Here is a 21,085-nt window from a genome sequence, read left to right as displayed (position 1 = left end):
GGCTAAATTAGCCTTGTATTTACTGAGATTCACCAACGCCGAGCGCATTTTCCGGAAGACTTGCGAGCCAAAATCACTCTTGTTATACGACATCTTATATTATGTGATCCAGTGCACTTCCCCACTGGTTCGCATGTCGCGCGAACCGCAACATCGCGCGACGCACGCGTGGCGCACGAGCGACGGACAGACAAGAAAAAACCGCCCGGACGTTGCCGTCCGGACGGTTTCTTCACGGTAACGCAGAGGCCTACCTCCGCGCCCCTCCTCTCAACCCCGTATTTGTGGTTTTGGCAGGCGTTACCCTTTAGTGCGCTTGAACGCCCTCTATGCCCGCTACGCGCGCACGAAGCGCGCGCGTCGGCACGGCTCAGCGCGGCAGTTCCGAATGGCCCATCAGGAATTCGTCGACCGCACGGGCGCACTGGCGGCCTTCGCGAATCGCCCACACCACCAGCGACTGACCGCGACGCACGTCACCGGCCGCGAACACCTTCGGCAGGTTCGTCGTGTAGGCGCGCTCGCCTTCGGTCGAGGCACGCACGTTGCCGCGCGCATCCTTGTCCACGCCGAACGCGTCGAGCACGGTCTGCAACGGCGACACGAAGCCCATCGCGAGCAGCACCAGATCAGCCTTGAGTTCGAACTCCGAGCCCGGCACTTCCTGCATCTTGCCGTCCTTCCATTCGAGACGCACGGCGATCAGCTTCTCGACCTTGCCGTTCTTGCCTTCGAAGCGCTTCGTCGCCACCGACCAGTCGCGCTCGCAACCCTCTTCGTGGCTCGACGACGTGCGCAGCTTGGTCGGCCAGTACGGCCACACCATCGGCTTGTTTTCCTGCTCGGGCGGCTGCGGCAGCAGTTCGAACTGCGTCACGCCCTTTGCGCCATGACGGTTCGACGTGCCCACGCAGTCGGAGCCGGTGTCGCCACCGCCGATCACGATCACGTGCTTGCCCGTGGCCAGCAGCTGATTGGCCAGCTTGTCGCCCGCATTGACCTTGTTTTGCTGCGGCAGGAATTCCATCGCGAAATGGATGCCTTCCAGCTCGCGCCCCGGCGCCGGCAAATCGCGCGGCTGCTCTGCACCGCCCGCGATCACCACGGCGTCGAACTGCGCCTGCAACTGTTCCGGCGAAATCGTCTCTTTGGAGAAGTTGTTGACGTGCGCTTCCGGCGCGTCCTTGCCGACATAGACACCCGTGCGGAACGTCACGCCCTCGGCTTCCATCTGGCGCATGCGGCGATCGATCAGCCACTTCTCCAGCTTGAAGTCGGGAATGCCATAGCGCAACAGGCCGCCCACGCGGTCGTTCTTTTCGAACACGGTGACGTCGTGACCGACGCGCGCGAGTTGCTGCGCCACAGCCATGCCCGCCGGGCCGGAGCCGACGACGGCGACCGTCTTGCCGGTCTTGTGCTTCGCGGGCTGCGGTTCGACCCAGCCTTCGCTCCATGCCTTGTCGATGATCGCGTGTTCGATCGACTTGATGCCCACCGCGTCGCTGTTGATGTTCAGCGTGCAGGCGGCCTCACACGGCGCCGGGCAGATACGGCCCGTGAACTCGGGGAAGTTGTTCGTCGAGTGCAGCACCGAGATGGCCGACTTCCAGTCCTGGCGATACACCAGATCGTTGAAGTCGGGAATGATGTTGTTGACCGGGCAACCGTTGTTGCAGAACGGAATGCCGCAGTCCATGCAGCGTGCGCCCTGCACCTTTGCCTGCTCGTCGGAGAGCGCGAGCACGAACTCCTTGTAGTGCTTCACGCGTGCCAGCGGTGCTTCGTAAGACTCGCCCTGGCGCTCGAATTCGAGAAAACCTGTGACCTTGCCCATGTTTCTTCAGTCGGAAAGTTTTGTGGTTACCGTGCCTCACCCTGGCGCGGCCCGCGATCGGGGCCCTCACCCCGTGGCGGTGCCGCGCCAGCGGCGTCAGGCCGCCAGTGCTTGTTTTTCGTTGGCCTTGGCCATATCGCCGAGGGCCCGCTTGTATTCGCTCGGGAACACCTTCACGAACTTGCGGCGCGCACCGTCCCAGTCTTCGAGCAACGCCTTGGCCCGCGTCGAGCCCGTGTACTGGAAGTGGCGCTCGATCAGCTCGCGCAGTTGCGCCTCGTCAGTCTGGCCGCGATGCCACAGCCCCTGGCTCACCGTGCGCTCCTGCTCGCCGTGTGGCAGCACCGGATCGAGCGCAACCATCGCCGTGTTGCACTTGGCGGCAAAGGTGCCGTCCGCGTCGTACACGTAGGCCACACCGCCCGACATCCCGGCCGCGAAGTTGCGCCCGGTCTCGCCCAGCACGACCACCGTGCCGCCGGTCATGTATTCGCAACCGTGATCGCCCGAACCTTCCACCACCGCGGTGGCGCCCGAGTTGCGCACGCAGAAGCGCTCGCCGGCCACGCCATTGAAGAAGGCTTCGCCTTCGATGGCGCCGATCATCACGGTGTTGCCCACGATGATGTTGTCTTCGGCATTGCCGCGGAAGTCGTTGGTCGGACGCACGATGATGCGTCCACCCGACAGGCCCTTGCCGACGTAGTCGTTGCCGTCGCCCACCAGATCGAGCGTAATGCCTCGGGCGAGGAACGCGCCGAAACTCTGACCGGCCGTGCCCTTGAGCTGCACGTGGATGGTGTCGTCCGGCAGGCCCTCGTGGCCGTAGCGCTTGGCCACTTCGCCCGAGAGCATCGCGCCGACCGTACGGTTACGGTTGCGCACCGGCTGGATGAACGAGACGTGCTCGCCCTTCTCGAGCGCCGGCAGCGCCTTCTCGATGAGCGCGTGATCGAGTGCGGCCGACAGGCCGTGATCTTGCGATTCGACATGCAGACGCGGCACATCGGCTTCCATTTCCGGCAGATGGAAGATGCGCGCGAAGTCGAGGCCCTTCGCCTTCCAGTGCTCGACACCCGCACGGGTGTTGAGCAGGTCGGCGCGGCCGATCAGGTCGTCGAACTTGGCGATGCCCAGTTGCGCCATGATTTCGCGCACTTCTTCGGCCACGAAGAAGAAGTAGTTGACCACGTGTTCCGGCTTGCCCTGGAATTTCTTGCGCAGCACCGGATCTTGCGTCGCCACGCCCACCGGGCAGGTGTTCAGGTGGCACTTGCGCATCATGATGCAGCCTTCGACGACGAGCGGTGCCGTCGCGAAGCCGAATTCGTCTGCGCCCAGCAGCGCACCGATGACCACGTCGCGACCGGTCTTCATCTGACCGTCGGCCTGCACGCGGATACGACCGCGCAGGCGGTTGAGCACCAGCGTCTGTTGCGTCTCGGCCAGGCCCAGCTCCCACGGCGTGCCGGCGTACTTCACCGACGACAGCGGCGAGGCGCCCGTGCCACCGTCGTGACCGGCGATCACCACGTGATCGGCCTTGGCCTTCGCGACACCGGCGGCGACCGTGCCCACACCCACTTCGGACACGAGCTTCACCGAGATCGACGACGACGCGTTCACGTTCTTCAGATCGTGGATGAGCTGCGCCAGATCTTCGATCGAGTAGATGTCATGGTGCGGGGGCGGCGAAATCAGGCCGACGCCCGGCACCGAGTAACGCAGCTTGCCGATGTATTCCGTCACCTTGTGACCCGGCAACTGCCCCCCTTCGCCCGGCTTCGCGCCCTGCGCCATCTTGATCTGGATCTGATCGGCCGAGACCAGGTAGTCGGCCGTCACCCCGAAGCGGCCCGAGGCCACCTGCTTGATCTTCGAGCGCAGCGAATCGCCGTCCTGAAGTTCGATATCGGCTTCGATCACATCGTGACCGACGATCGAGGCGAGCGACTCGCCCTTCTTGATCGGAATTCCCTTCAGCTCGTTGCGATAACGGCGCGCATCTTCACCGCCCTCACCCGTGTTCGACTTGCCGCCGATACGGTTCATGGCAACGGCCAGCGTGGCGTGCGCTTCGGTCGAGATCGAGCCGAGCGACATGGCGCCGGTGGCGAAACGCTTCACGATGTCCTTGGCCGATTCGACCTGATCGAGCGGAATCGCGCGCTGCGGATCGACGCGGAACTCGAACAGACCACGCAACGTCATGTGACGCTTGCTCTGGTCGTTGATGAGGTTCGCGTATTCCTTGTATGTCTGGTACGAGTTCGAACGGGTCGAGTGCTGGAGCTTGGCGATGGCGTCCGGCGTCCACATGTGGTCTTCACCACGAATGCGGAACGCGTATTCGCCGCCGGCGTCGAGCATGTTTGCGAGCACCGGGTTCTCGCTGAAGGCGTCGCGATGCAGACGCACTGCCTCTTCAGCCACTTCGAAAATGCCGATACCGCCGACGTTCGACGCCGTGCCCTGGAAGTACTTCTTGACCAATTCCTGCGACAGGCCGATGGCCTCGAAGATCTGCGCCCCCGTGTACGACATGTACGTCGAGATGCCCATCTTCGACATGACCTTGTGCAGGCCCTTGCCGACGGCCTTGACGAAGTGCTTGACCGCCTTTTCGGGCGTGAGATCGCCACCCTGCTTGCGGGCGATCTGTGCGAGCGTCTCCATCGCGAGGTACGGGTGAACGGCTTCGGCGCCGTAGCCCGCGAGCAGGGCGAAGTGGTGCACTTCACGCGCCGAACCGGTCTCGACAACGAGGCCGGTGCTCGTGCGCAGACCTTGCGCGACCAGGTGCTGGTGCACGGCCGAGGTCGCGAGCAGCGCCGGGATCGCGACCTGTTCGCGATTCGTCAGACGGTCCGACACGATGAGGATGTTGTAGCCCGACTTCACCGCATCGACGGCTTCGGCACACAGCGACGCGAGGCGCGCTTCGATGCCTTCCTTGCCCCATGCGACCGGGTAGCAGATGTTGAGCTCGTACGAGCGGAATTTGCCGCCGGTGTACTTGTCGATGTGGCGGATCTTCGAGATTTCCTTGAAGTCCAGCACCGGCTGCGACACTTCGAGACGCATCGGCGGATTGATGTTGTTCGTGTCCAGCAGGTTCGGCTTCGGACCGATGAACGACACCAGCGACATCACCATGTTTTCGCGGATCGGGTCGATCGGCGGGTTCGTCACCTGGGCAAACAGCTGACGGAAGTAGTGATAGAGCGTCTTGTTCTTGTTGCTCATGACCGCGAGGGGGCTGTCGTTGCCCATCGAACCCACGGCTTCTTCGCCGTTGATCGCCATCGGCGTCATCAGCAGCTTCACTTCTTCCTGCGTGTAGCCGAAGGCCTGCTGCAAGTCGAGCAGCGGCGTGGCCGAATCGTGATGCGCGCCGGCCTCTTCGACCTTCGGCTCGATCTCGTCGAGCTTGATGCGCACGGCGTCGATCCAGCTCTTGTAAGGCTTCGCGTTGGCGAGGTTGTCCTTGAGTTCCTTGTCGTCGATGATGCGGCCCTGCTCCATGTCGATCAGGAACATCTTGCCCGGCTGCAGGCGCCACTTCTTGACGATCTTCGACTCGGGAATCGGCAGCACGCCCGACTCCGAGGCCAGGATGACCATGTCGTCGTCGGTGATCAGGAAGCGCGCCGGACGCAGACCGTTACGGTCGAGCGTCGCACCGATCTGACGGCCGTCGGTGAAGGCGATGGCGGCGGGGCCGTCCCACGGCTCCATCATGGCAGCGTGATATTCGTAGAACGCGCGGCGATTGTCGTCCATCAGCGTGTGCTGTTCCCAGGCTTCCGGGATCATCATCATCACGGCGTGGGCGAGCGGATAGCCGGCCATCGTCAGCATTTCGAGGCAGTTGTCGAACGATGCGGTATCCGACTGGCCCGGGTAGATCAGCGGCCACAGCTTCTGCAGATCGTCGCCGAGCACGGCCGACGAGATCGCGCCCGTGCGGGCGTTGATCCAGTTGACGTTGCCCTTGACGGTGTTGATTTCACCGTTGTGCGCGACCATGCGATACGGGTGCGCCAGCTCCCATGCCGGGAACGTGTTCGTCGAGAAGCGCTGGTGAACGAGGGCGAGCGCCGAGACGGTGCGCGGATCGGCCAGGTCACGGTAGTAGCGGCCGACCTGATCGCACAGCAGCAGCCCCTTGTAGACGATCGTGCGCGCCGACATCGACGGCACGAAGTATTCCTTGCCGTGCTTGAGCTTGAGCGCCTGAATGCGGTGGCTTGCCGTCTTGCGGATGACGTACAGCTTACGCTCAAGCGCGTCCGTCACCATGATGTCCTGCCCGCGGCCGATGAAGATCTGGCGGATCACCGGCTCGGTCGCCTTCACGTTGGGCGACATCGGCATCTCGCGGTCGATCGCGACATCACGCCAGCCCAGCACGACTTGTCCTTCGGCCTTCACGGTCCGCTCGAGTTCCTGTTCGCAGGCCAGACGCGACGCATGCTCCTTCGGCAGGAAGATCATGCCGACGCCGTATTCGCCGGCCGGCGGCAGGGTCACACCTTGCCGGGCCATTTCTTCGCGGTAGAACTGATCGGGAATCTGGAGCAGGATACCGGCACCGTCCCCCATCAACGGGTCGGCACCAACGGCGCCCCGGTGATCGAGGTTTTCGAGAATCTTCAGGCCCTGCTCGACGATGGCGTGGCTCTTCACGCCCTTGATGTGGGCCACGAAGCCAACGCCGCAGGCATCGTGTTCGTTGGCCGGGTCGTACATGCCCTGAGCGTCCGGCGCCAAGTACGCCTCACCCGGCATCGCTACGGCCGTTGCAATCGGTTGCTGTTTCTTTTCCACGAGTTACACCGTCTCTTGGCGAGGTCGCCGCGCGCATGCTCGTCGCGGTCGACCGGGTTAAGTGGGGGTGGCCGGGTGGGCCGGGGCTGCGGATTCGCGCGCGTCGAAGTTCGTTCTTGGGCGTCGCCACAGGGGGCCGACTCAGCGCGCACGCTTTTGCGCATCGCACCAATCGGCCGAAGTTGGAATATACGCCATGAAATTCACAATGACAAAGTATTTTAATGGGGTCAGATTCTAATTAAAAACCGCACCAAAAGAAGGCTCGTTTTAATTGGGGTCATATAATATTTGGCCGGCCGATGCTCCATAAAATATCCGCGATTTCAAGTACCTACAGAACGCCTCACAGACCGGATGCGACCCGCCGCGAACGTCCTCAGAGGGCGTTGGAGACTGCTTTTCGCGGGCGCCCCCGCGTGAGCGGGCTCACGCGCCGGTTGGCCGCGAGCGACATGCGTGCTTGATAATCGGGCCCACCGAGCAGCCATCCCTTCTGTGTTGCTGTACGCAGTGCGTCAATCTCACGGGCCGGTAGCGGGGTCGAGAACCCCTCCGCGTAGGCACGCTGACGCTCGAACGGCGTATTGCCGAGCGCCCAGTACAGCGCGTGGTCCGTCACCAGGCTGTCGACGGTCAGGCCAACGTGATGGTTGTAACTCGACCACAGGTAGTTGCCGGGCGCCTCCACCAGACCCGCGCGCACCGGATTGAGTTCGACGTAGCGGCTCGCCAGCAGTAGATAGTGCTCGGCTTCGATGACCGTGGCGCGATACCGCCCCTCCCACAGGGTGCCGGTGCGCTGGTGACGCCGATTGAAATACAGGACGTAGTAACGGCCGACGGCCTGCAGCGTGGCCGGAAGGCTACGCTCGTCCGAGGGGGTCGCGACCAGGTGCAGATGGTTCGGCATCATGCACCAGGCGTGAATTGCCAGCCCGTTGCTGCGCGCGGCATCGCGAAGCCGGTCATGAAAGACGCGCCGATCCTCGTCGTCGACGAAGATCGCCTGTCGGTTGTTACCGCGCAGAATCACGTGCTGCGGCTGGCGTGGAATAAAAAGTCGAGGTAAGCGGGCCATGCGGATTCAAATGTAATTCTTTAAAGCTGGATATCACGATCGTCGAGAGGGTTTCGTCATCAAAAATCTCTTTAAATACTGATATCTAGCCAAACCCCGTTGATTCGTACAAAAGCTCTAGATCCGACGATTGCGCGGGCGAATCCCAAGCGCATAATGCATCGAAAAAATAAATAAATAATCTTGGGAGGATAGACAAATGACAACTCGGGCCTTTCGGTCCGCGGCGTGCCTGTGCGCGCTCGGACTTTGCGTTTCCCTGGCATCCACCCACGCCAGCGCACAACAAGCCGGCGACAACGTCGTCAATCTCGGATGGTTTCACATCGCGCCGCAGGACTCCAGCAAGCCGATGACCACCAGCGTCACGCAGGAGGGACTCACCCCCACCCTCGTGCCGTCGAACTTCACCTCCCCCGGGAGTGGCGCGAAGGTCAGTAACGCCGACACGCTCGGTCTGGTCATCACCCACTTTGTCACCGACAACATTGCCGTGCAGACCGTCGCCGGCATTCCCGCCAAGTTCAAGCTTACCGGACAAGGCGTGATCGCGCCGCCGGGACTGGCCGGCGCGCTCACGAGTATCGACCTTGGCGCGTCGCAAAACAATCCGATCGTGCAGAGCGTTCGTCAATGGAGTCCGGCGCTCGTGTTCCAGTATTACTTTGGACAGGCCAATTCCACCTGGCGCCCCTTTCTGGGGATCGGGGTGAGTTATACGTTCTTCACGAACGTCAATCTCAATCCGAATTTCGAAGCGGCGTTGAATCAGAATTTCGGCAGTGTGCTCGCATTCACTTCCGGACATACCGGGCCGACCACCGTGGAAGCGAAATCGTCGGCGTCGTGGCAACCGGTTTTCAATGCCGGCGTTTCCTACGCTTTCGACAAGCACTGGGTCGCGAGTGCCTCCGTTTCGTATGTCCCTCTCAAGACCACCGCGAATATCAAGATCAAGGCACAGGACGGAACGGTGCTCTCTTCCTCCGACGCCGAGATCAAACTGAACCCGATTGTCACCTTCGTATCGGTTGGCTACAAGTTCTAGACTCAACGTGCGGGACGCATGATGCGTCGGGCATATCGGACTCCGCAGTGAATTCCTAAAAGCGTGCCCAAGGCTTCAGGGCACGCCTTTCGCGCGTCCAGCGCCTTTTTCTAAGGGCATTCCATGAGTCGGTGCATGGAAACAACACCTTTAGAGCCTGCCCTCCAGACTGTTGCTTTCCGCTGCTATGCCCCGTCGGCATAATGGCCCTGAATTTCATTTACCGAAATTCTCGACAATAAAGAATCTTGAGCAGGAGACGAATCGATGAAGTTGAAGCATTTGACGATGGCTGCCGTGGCCATGTTGACGGTATCCGGGGCCGCGTTTGCACAGCAAGCCGGCGATAACGTTGTCAACCTTGGCTGGTTCCACCTCTCGCCCCAGGTTTCGAGTGATCCGCTCCGCGTGACCGGATCGAACGTGCCGGGTCTGGCCGCAGCGGTGAACAGCCGACTTGGCAACACGGGCGCACAAGTTGACGACTCGGACACCGCGGGTCTCACGTTTGCCCACTTCTTCACCGACAACATCGCCGTCGAAGCCGTCACCGGCTTCGCACCGAAGTTCCGCCTCTACGGCCAAGGCAACCTTGCGCTGCCAGGTGGTGGCTCGCTGGCGTCGGCCAAGCAGTGGAGCCCGGCCCTGTTGCTGAAGTACTACTTCGGAAAGGCAAACGACACGTGGCGTCCGTTCGTCGGCCTGGGGGTCAGCTACTTCTGGTACACGAACATTGACCTGACGCCGGGCTTCCAATCGCTGGCCAGCAATGCATTGACGGGCGGCCCGGGCGGCACTACGACGGCCAAGCTGACCAACTCGTGGGCGCCCGTGTTCAACGCCGGTATCAACTACAACATGGACAAGCACTGGACGCTCGCATTCTCGGTGTCGTACATCCCGGTGAGCACCACGGCCAAGCTGACGACGACGCGCGGTCCGATCACCACGACCAGTGAATCGAAAGTCAGGCTGAATCCGGTGGTCACGTTCCTGTCGCTCGGTTACCGCTTCTAAGCCCCGCGCCAAGTCCGCTTTCCGGCTCGCTCCAACGCCTGAATTCGGCCCGTCTCGGCGCAACGACAATCGATTCAAGCCGTCCAGAAAACGCCGCCCTGCGCGGCGTTTTCTCATTTCCAGCCGCGATGTCAGCGCCTTCCCACACGATCTTCAGCCAACGCAACGCAACTTTCTTCGTTCCCCGACAGTCTCTGAAGGTGTACGCATGCGAACGGTCACGCCATAATGGCCGCTCGCCTCAGGGTTCCACCGGCGTCGTCGTTCCCCGAATCGAATGGGCGCCGCATTTCAATACCACCTCTTGGGAGTCTGAAAATGGGAATTGCCTCGAAAGCGGAAACGGTGCTTAACAGCAGCCTGGACGATGCGCGCTTCGCTGGCCGCCGCACGGCACGCGCCGCACGTCTGGCGAGTCAGGACGTCTCGTCACGCGTACGCGATCTGCTCGACGATCTGGACCACGCGCTGTCCAACGCGAAGTCGGCATCGGACGTCGAGGCCCTGCGCGCCGAGATCGGCGACAAGCTTCGCGAAGCGCGCAGCGAATTTGGCGATGCCCGCGCCAACCTGCGTCGTCGCGCCAACGAAGTCTGGGAAGAGGCCGATGGCTACGTGCACGAGCGCCCATGGCAAACCGTTGGCACCGTGGCGGCCGTCGCGCTGGTCCTCGGCTTTATTGCGGGACGCAGCTAACTCACCGGTCGTGCCGCTGCGCTCATCTCGGGGGCATACCTGACGAATCGAGATGCCAGTGCCCCCCTCATCACGACACGCGGCACGAATAGCGTAATCAGTGAAACGCAGCCGGCGAAAGCCGGCTGTGTCGCTTCATCCCCGCGGGCTGGGTCAGAGCGTCGGTTCGATCGTGAAGAGACGGCCGTATTCCTTGATCGCGTACCGATCCGTCATGCCAGCAATGTAGTGTGCGATCCAGCGCGGCTGATCCGTGGCGCTCTCGGTACGGTAGTTGGGTGGCAGCAAGCGGGGATCAGCGAGGAAGGCGTCGAACAACGCTTGCACGGTGCGCTGCGCTTTCGCTGCCATGCGCATCACGAGATAGTGTCGATACAGGTTGTCGAACAGGAACCGCTTGAGCCGCCCGGCCTGCTCGCGCATCTCATCGCTGAAGGCGACCAGCGGTCCGGCACCGCGGACGTCGTCCATGGAGAACGGCGAAGCGTCTGCCACACGTTGGCGCGTGGTCGTGATCAGGTCGACGATCAACGCATTGATGATCCGCCGTGTGGTCTCGTGCACCAGCCGCCGCCCGGCAATCTCCGGCCACGCCAGCCTCGCCTCCGAGCAATAGCGATTCCATAGCGGCACCTCGTCCAACTGATCGAGCGACAACAAACCGGAGCGCACGCCATCGTCGATATCGTGATTGTTGTAGGCGATTTCGTCTGCAAGATTGGCGATCTGCGCTTCCATGCTGGGCTGCAGCCCCTTGAGAAATCGCTCGCCAAGCGCTCCCAATCCTCTCGCATTCGCGCGCGAGCAGTGTTTGAGAATGCCTTCGCGTGTTTCGAAACAGAGGTTCAGGCCGTTGAAGCCGCCGTAATGCTCTTCGAGTTCGTCGACCACGATCAGGCTCTGCAAATTGTGCTCGAACCCGCCGTAGTTCTGCATGCAGGTGTTGAGTGCGTCCTGCCCGGCGTGACCAAAGGGCGTGTGGCCCAAGTCGTGTGCCAACGCTATCGCCTCGACGAGATCCTCGCTGACGCGCAGATTCCGCGCGATCGACCGTCCGATCTGTGCCACTTCGAGACTGTGCGTCAGGCGCGTGCGGAACAGGTCGCCCTCGTGGTTCACGAACACTTGCGTTTTGTATTCGAGCCGGCGGAACGCCGTCGAATGAATGATGCGGTCGCGGTCGCGCTGGAATTCGGTCCGCGTCGTTGGTGCGGGTTCCGCGAATCGCCGTCCGCGTGACGCGCTCGAGCGCGCCGCGTAGGAGGCAAGCGACGCTTCGTAATCGATCATCGCCAGCCTTCCTTTCCTAAACGTTGGCGCGCAATGTCGCGCGAAGTTCGGCATCCGGAACGCGCGTCATGAACGCTTGCCCCAGCCGATTGAGCAGCACGAAACGAATGTCGCCGCCTTCGGCCTTCTTGTCGACGTGCATCAGGTCGATATAGCGATCCTCGCCGAGATCCGGTCCCGTGACCGGCAGCTTGGCCGCCGCAATCAGCGCCTTGATACGCGGCACGAACGCCGCGTCGATGAAACCCAGACGCGCCGACAGGTCGGCCGCCATGACCATGCCGCACCCCACCGCTTCTCCATGCAGCCATTCGCCGTAACCGAGACCCGCTTCGATGGCATGGCCGAACGTATGACCGAAATTCAGCGTGGCCCGCAGGCCTTGCTCGCGCTCATCGCTGGCGACAACCTGCGCCTTGATCTCGCACGACCGCTGCACGGCGTAAGTCAGCGCCGCCGTGTCGCGGGCATTCAGCGCTTCAATATTCGCTTCGATCCAGGCGAAGTACTTTTCATCGGCGATCGCGCCATGCTTGATGACTTCCGCCAGCCCGGCGGCCAGCTCACGGTCCGGCAACGTGGACAACGTGCCGATGTCGGCCAGTACGGCGCTCGGCTGCCAGAAGGCGCCGATCATGTTTTTGCCGAGCGGGTGGTTGATCCCCGTCTTGCCGCCGACCGACGAATCCACTTGGGCGAGCAGCGTCGTCGGCACCTGCACGAACGGCACACCGCGCATGTAGCAGGCTGCGGCAAACCCGGTCATATCCCCGACGACGCCACCGCCCACCGCGATCAGCGTCGCCTTGCGGTCTGCCTGGGCGCCCAGCAGTTCGTCGAAGATCAGATTGAGCGTTTGCCAGTTCTTGTGCGCCTCGCCATCGGGCAGCACGGCGGTGACCACCTGCTTGCCGAGCCGCTGGAGCGTTGCCGCAACGCGCTCGGCGTAAAGCGGGGCGACGGTCGTATTCGTCACGATCACGGCATGCGTGCCGCGCACGTGGGGGGCGAACAAGGCTTCCTGTGTGAGCAGATCGGTGCCGATGTGGATCGGATAGGCGCGCTCGCCCAAATCAAGTTTGAGGGTAATCATGCCGCTTGTTGTCATGTTCAGCGATATCGCCGATATCAGCGAGGAAAGGTATCACGTGCGGGCGACACGGGCGTTGTCTGCACGACGTCATCGCAACCGGCCTGCGGCAGATCGTCGTTGTGTCCGTCCGCCGGCACCGCGCCACTGTCACCGTGCGCGCCCTCAGGGTCATCGCCATGCGAACGCTCGCCCTCATGCGCAGGTTCGTGCTCGTCTGGCGCATCGCATGCCATGCCGGTATTGTTGGGAACGATCCCGGCGACCTCCAATTGCATCAGCACCATATTGACCAGCGCATTCACGCTTGGCCGCCCCGTTTCGATGACGAAGGTTGCGCATTCGCGGTAAAGGGCGTCGCGCTCCTGGAACAACTTTTCAAGACGTGCGCGCGGATCGGCCGTCTGCAGCAACGGGCGATTCTTGTCACGACGCGTGCGCAACCAGAGGTCATGTGGGTTGGCGCGCAAATAAACCACGGTACCGCGTGACTTGATGTGTTCGCGGTTTTCCGCGCGCAGCACTGCCCCCCCGCCGGTGGCGAGTACGATACCGCTACGCTGCGTGAGTTCGTCGATGGTCTGGGCTTCGCGCTGGCGGAAGCCATCCTCACCCTCGTGCTCGAAGATGATCGGAATGCGCACGCCTGTGCGCGCCTCGATCTCATGGTCGGAGTCGTAGAACTGCCGCCCGAGACGTCGAGCCACAGCGCGCCCAACCGTGGTCTTGCCCGCCCCCATCAGTCCGACAAGTATTACGTTTTCCAGCATAAATCGCTGATATTTGGGTTCCAGCCCCCGATGATACCGGGATATGCGTCGGGCGTGCGGAACGCGTCAACTCGGAGAGTACCCCAGTGAGCGGACGATGACCGGACGGCAGGTCGTTTTGCGCGGGCTCGGGAGCGACATTGAGGGAATCCGCCCGATCCTCGGCATCGTTGCCCCCCTTGCCCTCAGGCACCACGCTGGGTGTCAGGAAGACCAGCAGCTCCGTGCGGCGGTCGTCGCTGGCGCGGTTACGAAACAATGCCCCCAGCAACGGCAGGTCGCCCAACCACGGTACGCTGGCCCGACTGTCGCGCCGTTCTTCCTGGTAGATCCCGCCGATGGCCACCGTCCCCCCGTCCTCGACCTGCACCTGCGTTTTCACATGCCGGGTGTCCACGGCAAATCCCTGCGCCACCGCCTGTCCAACGCTGTCCTTGCGCACATCGACATCCAGAATCACCTGACCGTCCGGCGTAATCAGCGGGGTCACTTCAAGCCGCAACGTGGCCTTGCGAAATTGGACCGACGTCGCATTGCGACGGCCGCTTTGCGTCTGGTAAGGCAGCTCCGTGCCCTGTTCGATGACGGCCTGAATCTTGTCTGCCGTAACCACGCGCGGCCGGGAAACGACACGTCCGCGCCCGCTGGTCTCCAGCGCCGAGAGTTCCAGTTGCAGGAAGCGCGTGGCCGAGCGGCCGAAAAGCGTGATTGCCAGGCTCGGCGGCACCACGCCAGACAGCGCCGCCGCGGGCAGGCCTATGTCGAGTGCATTCCCCGAGAGCGTCTCCCCTGCGCCATTCGCGCCGCGAGTGCTGCGAGTGCCGCGTGGATCCCCCGTGACGGCCGGCTCGCCCGTCTGCGCCCCGCCTTTACCGCGCCCGTAGTATCCCGCCAGCCTGACGCCGAGCGACTCACTGAACCGGTCGTCGGCCTCGACAATGCGGGCTTCGATCAACACCTGCCGAACCGGCACGTCGACGCGCGCGACGAACAACGCCAAGGCATCGAGCTTCTCCGGCAAATCGGTCACAAATAATTGGTTCGTGCGCGGATCGGCAATCAGGCTGCCTCGCGCCGACAACAAGCGTTGCCCCTTGCTGTCCTTCTCCCCCATGAGGATCTCCCTCAGCGCCAATGCTCGCGGGTAGTTCAGCGTGAAGCGACGGCTGGCCAGGGGCAGCAAGGCCTCGCGCTTTGCGGCCGCTTCCAGTTGCGTCTGCTCGTCGGCAAGCAGGTCGGCACGCGGCGCGATCCAGTCGACACCGTTCAACGATTGAACGCCAAGACCGGCGCTACGGGTCATGACCTCGAACGCCGCGGCGGCGGAGACGCGCTGCACTTCCATGTCGAGACGCCCTGCCACACGTTCGCCGATCACCACACTGCGCCCGGTCAGACGGGCAAAGGCCCGCAAAGCATCGGCCGCCTCGACGCCGTGGAGCGTCACGTCGACGGTTGGCGCGTCGGAACGCTCGATCGCATCTCCCCGTTGCGGTGGCCCGTCGCTCCAGATCGCGGCCAATCCTGCGGCGGATGTCCGGTGAAACACCACCCTACGCGATCCCGCGCGCATCGATCCGACGGGCGTCCCTTCGTCGACCGTCGGCTGCGGGCTCGACGTCGACATCGTCACGGCGTCCTGTGCGGCCCGCCGCGTGAGCGGCGCGCGAAACACGTCGATCGTGTCTGCCGGCGGCTGCCAGCGCGGGACCGGCGCCGGTAACGCCGGCAAGGGGCGCCCGGAAGGCGCACTGGGCAGGTTTGCGGGACGTCGCCAGGCGTAGGCGGCGACCATCGCCGTGACGCCGGCATCGGCCTCTTCGACCGCTGCCGCGCCCGGCGTGCCCAATGCAGGCCCCTCGAGCGACAGGTGCTCGACCGCCAGATGTCGCGGCATGCGGTCGACCTCGGCAAGCCAGTCGAGGAGATTGGCGACGCGCCCCCTCACACGCATTTCGGCACGCTCGATGTCGAGGTCCCCTACCGATGCGGACGGCCCCGGCCGTGCCGCCTCCAGTGTCAGCCCCAAACGTGCCGCGAGCCGCTCGAGATCGGCACGCCACGCCGAACGTGCGTCATCATCGGCATCCGCCGATAGCCACGTCTCGGATGGGTTCGGTGCTGGCGTGCGCGTCGCTTCGCCTCCCTCGCCTCCCTCGCCCACTTCGACCGCTTCGCTCCCCTCGCCGCCCTCGTCGCCCTCGACCGCCGTATCCCCCTCGTGCTGTGACGCAACGGGCAGCAGACGACGCCAGGCCATCGTCTCGGCCTCGGCGTCGCGCAGCACGGTCGACAACGCGGGCAAGCGGCGCGCCGCGTCATTGGCCCGATCCCACGCCTGCTGCTCGACGCCAAGATCCTTGCGCAAGGTTGCCCGCACCGGCAGGCCTAGCAGCCACCAGATCGACCACGCCATCAGAAGCCCCATCAGCCAGGCGAGGAGGGTCAGCCCCCACCGCACCGGCGAGGCCCACTCGGCCGGCGAAACGGATGTCCATGCCGCCCATCGCGAACGCCAGCGGGCCGCCACATCATGAAAAATATCGCGGACATCGTCCGCCGGTGGGCGCTCACCGTACATCGGACACCTCCTCACTCGACAGTCCATCGACCTCGGCATTGACCGACATCGCGACGGGATTGGATGCCAGTTTTCGTTCAATACGCAACGCGAAACGGCGAAGCGTCGGCGCGGACGCCTGGGTCACGGCGCCAACCCACTGCCGTCTGACGCTCTCGGGCACGACACTCGATTCGACTTCCGCGACCTTGCGCACCCACGGCAGCGTCCTCAATCGCCTCTGCGTTTCTCGCACCCTTGATTGCGTCGTTGCATAGCCCTCGACACGCACCTGGTCGTCGCCGAATTTCACCGACGTCAATCGCACGCCGTCGGCGCACGCGCGCATGATGTCCAGCAACCGGTACGCGACAGGTTGCCGACGCTCGATCAACGCGGCTGCCGCCCGGCGATGTGCCCCCATGGCCGCCAGCGCGCGCCCGGCGCTATCGAACGCAGCAGCGTGTTTGCTGAGCCGCTCGCTCGCCGCGCGCAGCGCCGCCGTTTGCGCCTGGATGTGCTCGCGTTGGGAGAGGTCGCGAGCGACCGGCGCGAGCGATGCGAGTCCACCGCACGCCGCCACGCACGCCCATCGGCGACATTGCCGTCGAAACTCCCGCTGCCGGCGCTCAGCGAACGAGGGCAGGAAATCGAGCGGCGGAAATTCGACCTTCATTCGCATGTCACTCCCCGCATCGACATCGCACGCAACGCCAATCCGCACGACACGGCAAGCGAAGTGCGTTGCGCAAAGGTCTGACGCCTCGGCCCGGAAGGGAGCGACGTTTCGAATCGTCGCAGGGGATCGAATGGCCGCACAGGCATGGCACAGGCGGCGCCGAGCGCGTCGCAAATCGCCACCAGGCCGCCAGGACTCGCGCCTTGCGTCGCGACATGCATGACGCTCGGGGCGACCGGCAGCTTGCCCGACAGCTCTCGCACCACGCTTGCCAACGCGTCCGGATGGCCACCAAGACCGTCGAAACGCTCACGCGTGTCGGCCACACAGGTGTGTCCATCGAAGACGGACAAATCGAGGTGATGTGAGTCGATTTGCAGCAATGCCATGGGCGTGCGCGGCGGCGCTGGCGCGCCGGCTACACCATCGGCCAGCCATGCCCATCGGAACGCTCGCCGTCCGGCCTCGTGCGCCGCATCGATCGCCTGTGCCCGAAGCCCCGACATCTCGAGTACCGCGATGCGGCTATCCACCAGTTCGGCCTCGCACGCGTATAAACGCAGACGATGGTTGCCCAGGTCGGCCCACGTCACGCCCACGCGATGGCGCAGGACAGGATCGCCGTCGCCGGGCAGGAGCCGGGCGGCGCGGCGCTCGCACCACGCCCGCAAGGCGCGCGGCGGCACGTCCTCCGGACGCTCGACGACCTGCGTTTTCAACGCATGGGCAGGCAGTGCCAGCACGATGGTGTCGTCCTGCAGGTCCTGCACGGGCGTGCCAAGCCGCTCCAAGAGTTCCTCCAGGCGACGTGCAGCGGCCTCGGGTTTGGCGATCGACGCGCCGCGCAGGATGCCATCCTCCAGCGCCGCCGTCCCGCACGCGTCCAGACGCAACTGCGCGGGACCGGCCACCCGCATCAAGCGAACGAAATGCATGCCGCCGGCGTCAAAATGAATACCGCAACCGCCACCCCCGCCGCGCGGAAACGCCGACGCCAGTTGACTGCCCATGTGGCGCACACCGCGCAGAACCGCTTCGATCATGACGTCCTCCCGTCTCTTACCCAGTCGATGTCATCGATGCTATCCAGCGCGACGCGGCCGCCCAATCGGACCAGTCCGAATCCGCGCGCTCGCCCGCCAAACGAGGGGCGGTTTAGGAATCCGCGCCCGCTTTTCTCGTCTGATTCCGATACCTCCTAGGCCAGAACTCCGATTTCGGGGCGTCGAGGCGGGCGGCTTCGGGTCGTTCGTTATAATCAGTTCATCGATTTTTCCGGTTCCCCCATGGCAAGCACACCCCAAACCGAGACACCCCGCGACAAGCGCCCACCCAAACCGCGCCGCTCGCTGTGGCTGCGCCTCACGCTTTGGTTCGCCGGCCTGATCGCCGCGATGGTCGTCTGTGGCGCGCTGCTCGCGGGGTACATCCTGGTGGTGATGACGCCGCAGTTGCCGTCGCTCGACACGATCGTCGACTACCGGCCCAAGATTCCGCTGCGCATCTATACCGCCGACGACATCCAGATCGGCGAGTTCGGCGAAGAGCGCCGTAATCTTGTGCGCTTCGCCGACATTCCCGACGTGATGAAGAAGGCCGTACTTGCCATCGAGGACGACCGCTTCTATCAGCACGGCGGCGTCGACTTCATCGGCATCTTCCGCGCTGGCGTCGCCAACTTCGCGCGCGGCGGGTCGGCGCAAGGTGCCAGCACGATCACGATGCAGGTCGCGCGAAACTTCTTCCTGTCCAGCGAAAAAACGTACACGCGCAAGATCTACGAAGCGCTTCTCGCCTACAAGATCGAGTCGCGCCTCACGAAGGATCAGATTCTCGAGCTGTACATGAATCAGATCTATCTCGGCGAACGCGCTTATGGCTTCGCCAGTGCGGCACGCGTCTATTTCGGCAAGGATCTGAAGGACATCACGCTCGCCGAGGCGGCCATGCTCGCCGGCCTGCCGAAGGCGCCGTCGGCCTATAACCCGATCGTCAATTACAAGCGTGCCCGCGTGCGTCAGGAGTACATCCTCAAGCGGATGTACGACCTCGGATATATCTCGAAGTCCGAGTACGATCAGGCCATAGCGCAGGAACTGGTGGTGCGTGGGCTGGGCAGCGAGTTCAGCGTTCATGCCGGGTATGTGGCGGAGATGGTTCGCCAGCTGCTCTACGCGCAGTTCAAGGACGAGATCTACACGCGCGGCCTGAACGTCTACACAACGATCAATTCAGCCGATCAGGAAGCCGCTTATGAAGCGCTGCGCGCAGGCGTCATGGCCTACGAGTTGCGCCATGGCTATCGCGGGCCGGAGGCCAACATCGACCTGCCAGCCGATCAGGACGAGCGTGAGCAATTGATCGACGACACGCTGGTCGAACATCCGGACAGCGGCGATATGGTCGCGGCCGTTGTGCTGTCCGCGTCGCCGCAGCAGGTCAAATCGGTGCTACTGAATGGCGATGACGTGACCGTCACCGGCGACGGCTTGCGCTTCGCAGCAGCCGGACTGAGCGCGAAGGCCCAGCCAAAGCAGAAGATTCGCCCGGGCTCGGTCATTCGTGTGACCCAGGACGCGAAGCACAACTGGCGGATCGTGCAGATGCCGGACATCGAAGCCGCATTCGTATCGCTCGACCCGCAGAACGGCGCAATCCGCTCGCTTGTCGGCGGCTTCGACTTCAGTCGGAACAAGTTCAACCACGTCACGCAAGCGTGGCGTCAGCCGGGCTCCAGCTTCAAGCCATTCATCTATTCAGCGGCCCTCGAAAAGGGTTTTGCACCGGCAACGATCATCAACGACGCCCCGCTGTACTTTTCGGCCGCGCAGACGGGTGGCCAGCCGTGGGAGCCGAAGAACTACGGCGGTGGCTTCGACGGGCCGATGCCGATGCGCGTCGCGCTGATGCGCTCGCGCAACCTCGTGTCGATTCGAATCCTGCAGAGCATTACCCCGGGCTATGCGCAGAAGTTCATCGGACGGTTCGGGTTCGAGGCGGACAAGCATCCGGCCTACCTGCCGATGGCGCTGGGCGCGGGGATGGTCACGCCGCTGCAGATGGCGAGTGCCTATGCCGTGTTTGCCAATGGAGGCTTCCGCGTGAATCCGTTCATCGTCGCGCGCATTACCGATTCGAAGGGCAACGTCATCATGGAGGAAAAACCGTCCACGGCGGGCGACGAGTCGATCCGTGCGATTTCGACGCGTAACGCCTTCATCATGAATTCGATGCTGCACGACGTGGCAACGCGTGGCACGGCCGCCAAGACCAACGTGCTCAAGCGCAGCGATCTCGCCGGCAAAACGGGCACGACGAACGATTCGCACGACGCCTGGTTCGCAGGCTATCAGTCGCAGTTGGTCGGCGTTGCCTGGATTGGCTTCGATCAGCCGCGTAATCTGGGGGATCGAGAAACGGGGGGCGGTCTGGCGCTGCCGATCTGGATCGACTACATGGCCAAAGCCTTGCGCGGCGTGCCGGAATCGACGCGTGCGGTGCCGCCTGGGGTTATTCAGGCTAACGGCGATTATTACTTCGACGACTATCCGCCGGGACGCGCCGTCAGCACCGTCGGCCTGAGCGCCGACGTCGCCCCGGATGGCTCCGCCGCCATGGGCCCGTCGGCGGGACCGTTGCCCGGCCATATGCCCGCCCAACCGAGTCCCGCGCCGGTGGACCGTCAGGAGCGCCAGCGCATCCTGGATATGTTCAACAACAAGCCCTGACGGGGCTGACAGGTCTGTCGATGCCGGCGGTCCGTAAGACTCCCAAACCACCGGCCCGTGCGGCGCCGCCGATCACATCCAGAGCGCCGCGCTGCGATTTCGTTCTCAGCGTTCTCAGTTGGCCAGCAGCGTCACCGTCTCGCCCGCCTGCTGCGACGCGAATCGCGACAGCGCCTCAAACAGCTCGGCGTCATCGCGCGTGTCGCGCCATTCGTCGCCCTTGAGTCGGTAGTGGTACCCCCCCGAGCGCGCAGCCACCCAGATTTCGCTCATCGGCGTTTGCAGGTTGACGATGATCTTGCTGCCGTCTTCGAATTCGAGCGTCAGGACGTTGCCCGTTCGCTCGCAATCGATGTCCACGTCGCTGTCCTCGACAGCGGCCTCCACCTGCGCCAACACGGCTTCGGCGAGCGCCAGGAATTCACTTTCCGTCATGCTAAACTCCACGGTTTGCGTCAT

General features: G+C 63.5%; 13 protein-coding genes and 1 pseudogene. 4 read left to right on the top strand and 10 right to left on the bottom strand.

Annotated elements, in window-relative coordinates; translation table 11 throughout:
- Positions 1-370: 370 nt before the first annotated feature.
- From PEP31012_RS16150 to PEP31012_RS16140, 3 genes are all read right to left on the bottom strand, one after another.
- Positions 371-1,837, bottom strand: coding sequence for a glutamate synthase subunit beta (locus tag PEP31012_RS16150; RefSeq protein WP_150590333.1), 1,467 nt, complete (start codon positions 1,835-1,837; stop codon positions 371-373).
- A gap of 96 nt (positions 1,838-1,933) precedes the next feature.
- A complete protein-coding gene (locus tag PEP31012_RS16145; RefSeq protein ID WP_484549315.1) occupies positions 1,934-6,667 on the bottom strand; it encodes a glutamate synthase-related protein in 4,734 nt (1,577 codons plus the stop codon).
- Positions 6,668-7,046: 379 nt separating this feature from the next.
- Positions 7,047-7,748, bottom strand: a complete 702-nt coding sequence (locus PEP31012_RS16140; protein ID WP_150590332.1) for a transposase — start codon at positions 7,746-7,748, stop codon at positions 7,047-7,049.
- Positions 7,749-7,947: 199 nt separating this feature from the next.
- Between PEP31012_RS16140 and PEP31012_RS16135 the strand changes: the two genes are divergently transcribed.
- From PEP31012_RS16135 to PEP31012_RS16125, 3 genes are all read left to right on the top strand, one after another.
- Positions 7,948-8,796 carry an OmpW/AlkL family protein gene (locus PEP31012_RS16135; RefSeq protein WP_150590331.1) on the top strand — a complete coding sequence of 283 codons (849 nt, stop codon included), beginning with the start codon at positions 7,948-7,950 and terminating at the stop codon, positions 8,794-8,796.
- Between the two features lie 267 nt (positions 8,797-9,063).
- Positions 9,064-9,813 carry an OmpW/AlkL family protein gene (locus PEP31012_RS16130; protein WP_150590330.1) on the top strand — a complete coding sequence of 250 codons (750 nt, stop codon included), beginning with the start codon at positions 9,064-9,066 and terminating at the stop codon, positions 9,811-9,813.
- Positions 9,814-10,131: 318 nt separating this feature from the next.
- Positions 10,132-10,509: an ElaB/YgaM/YqjD family protein gene (locus PEP31012_RS16125; RefSeq protein WP_165385382.1), complete on the top strand. Its 378-nt coding sequence runs from the start codon at positions 10,132-10,134 to the stop codon at positions 10,507-10,509.
- A gap of 153 nt (positions 10,510-10,662) precedes the next feature.
- On the opposite strand, the gene PEP31012_RS16120 is transcribed toward PEP31012_RS16125, so the two are convergent.
- From PEP31012_RS16120 to pilM, 6 genes and pseudogenes are all read right to left on the bottom strand, one after another.
- On the bottom strand, positions 10,663-11,799 hold the full coding sequence (locus PEP31012_RS16120; protein WP_150590328.1) for a deoxyguanosinetriphosphate triphosphohydrolase: 1,137 nt from the start codon (positions 11,797-11,799) through the stop codon (positions 10,663-10,665).
- A gap of 16 nt (positions 11,800-11,815) precedes the next feature.
- A complete protein-coding gene (aroB, locus tag PEP31012_RS16115) occupies positions 11,816-12,892 on the bottom strand; it encodes a 3-dehydroquinate synthase (protein ID WP_150590327.1) in 1,077 nt (358 codons plus the stop codon).
- 248 nt (positions 12,893-13,140) lie between these two features.
- Positions 13,141-13,659, bottom strand: a pseudogene (locus tag PEP31012_RS16110) (shikimate kinase); the annotation flags it as partial.
- Positions 13,553-16,240, bottom strand: a complete 2,688-nt coding sequence (locus tag PEP31012_RS16105) for a type IV pilus secretin PilQ (RefSeq protein WP_150590325.1) — start codon at positions 16,238-16,240, stop codon at positions 13,553-13,555. The gene PEP31012_RS16105 and the pseudogene PEP31012_RS16110, both read right to left, overlap by 107 nt.
- The gene (locus PEP31012_RS16100; RefSeq protein ID WP_174978261.1) at positions 16,230-16,895 is read right to left on the bottom strand and encodes a PilN domain-containing protein; all 666 of its coding nucleotides are present in this window, start codon (positions 16,893-16,895) and stop codon (positions 16,230-16,232) included. Before PEP31012_RS16100 ends, PEP31012_RS16105 begins: the two co-directional genes overlap by 11 nt.
- Complete coding sequence (gene pilM, locus PEP31012_RS16095) at positions 16,892-17,941, bottom strand: pilus assembly protein PilM (protein WP_150590323.1); 1,050 nt, start codon at positions 17,939-17,941, stop codon at positions 16,892-16,894. The genes PEP31012_RS16100 and pilM overlap by 4 nt, the downstream gene beginning before the upstream one ends.
- Positions 17,942-18,184: 243 nt before the next feature.
- Here pilM and PEP31012_RS16090 point away from each other — a divergent pair, with 243 nt between their 5' ends.
- Positions 18,185-20,626: a penicillin-binding protein 1A gene (locus tag PEP31012_RS16090; protein WP_150590322.1), complete on the top strand. Its 2,442-nt coding sequence runs from the start codon at positions 18,185-18,187 to the stop codon at positions 20,624-20,626.
- A 114-nt stretch (positions 20,627-20,740) separates the two neighbouring features.
- Here the strand turns inward: PEP31012_RS16090 and cyaY are convergent, their stop codons facing one another.
- On the bottom strand, positions 20,741-21,061 hold the full coding sequence (gene cyaY / locus PEP31012_RS16085; RefSeq protein WP_150590321.1) for an iron donor protein CyaY: 321 nt from the start codon (positions 21,059-21,061) through the stop codon (positions 20,741-20,743).
- Positions 21,062-21,085 lie beyond the last annotated feature (24 nt).

The organism is Pandoraea eparura (genome assembly GCF_902459725.1).
Lineage (GTDB): Bacteria > Pseudomonadota > Gammaproteobacteria > Burkholderiales > Burkholderiaceae > Pandoraea > Pandoraea eparura.
The sequence above is the reverse complement of the archived record's forward strand: the minus strand, read 5'-3'. Positions and strand labels throughout refer to the sequence as shown.

Bases quoted from the DNA above. Each gene is read 5' to 3' on its own strand.
- PEP31012_RS16100 (WP_174978261.1), bottom strand. From the start codon at position 16,895: ATGAAGGTCGAATTTCCGCCGCTCGATTTCCTGCCCTCGTTCGCTGAG.
- PEP31012_RS16135 (WP_150590331.1), top strand. From the start codon at position 7,948: ATGACAACTCGGGCCTTTCGGTCCGCGGCGTGCCTGTGCGCGCTCGGA.
- PEP31012_RS16125 (WP_165385382.1), top strand. From the start codon at position 10,132: ATGGGAATTGCCTCGAAAGCGGAAACGGTGCTTAACAGCAGCCTGGAC.
- PEP31012_RS16120 (WP_150590328.1), bottom strand. From the start codon at position 11,799: ATGATCGATTACGAAGCGTCGCTTGCCTCCTACGCGGCGCGCTCGAGC.
- PEP31012_RS16140 (WP_150590332.1), bottom strand. From the start codon at position 7,748: ATGGCCCGCTTACCTCGACTTTTTATTCCACGCCAGCCGCAGCACGTG.
- PEP31012_RS16150 (WP_150590333.1), bottom strand. From the start codon at position 1,837: ATGGGCAAGGTCACAGGTTTTCTCGAATTCGAGCGCCAGGGCGAGTCT.
- pilM (WP_150590323.1), bottom strand. From the start codon at position 17,941: ATGATCGAAGCGGTTCTGCGCGGTGTGCGCCACATGGGCAGTCAACTG.
- cyaY (WP_150590321.1), bottom strand. From the start codon at position 21,061: ATGACGGAAAGTGAATTCCTGGCGCTCGCCGAAGCCGTGTTGGCGCAG.
- aroB (WP_150590327.1), bottom strand. From the start codon at position 12,892: ATGATTACCCTCAAACTTGATTTGGGCGAGCGCGCCTATCCGATCCAC.
- PEP31012_RS16105 (WP_150590325.1), bottom strand. From the start codon at position 16,240: ATGTACGGTGAGCGCCCACCGGCGGACGATGTCCGCGATATTTTTCAT.
- PEP31012_RS16130 (WP_150590330.1), top strand. From the start codon at position 9,064: ATGAAGTTGAAGCATTTGACGATGGCTGCCGTGGCCATGTTGACGGTA.
- PEP31012_RS16090 (WP_150590322.1), top strand. From the start codon at position 18,185: ATGGCAAGCACACCCCAAACCGAGACACCCCGCGACAAGCGCCCACCC.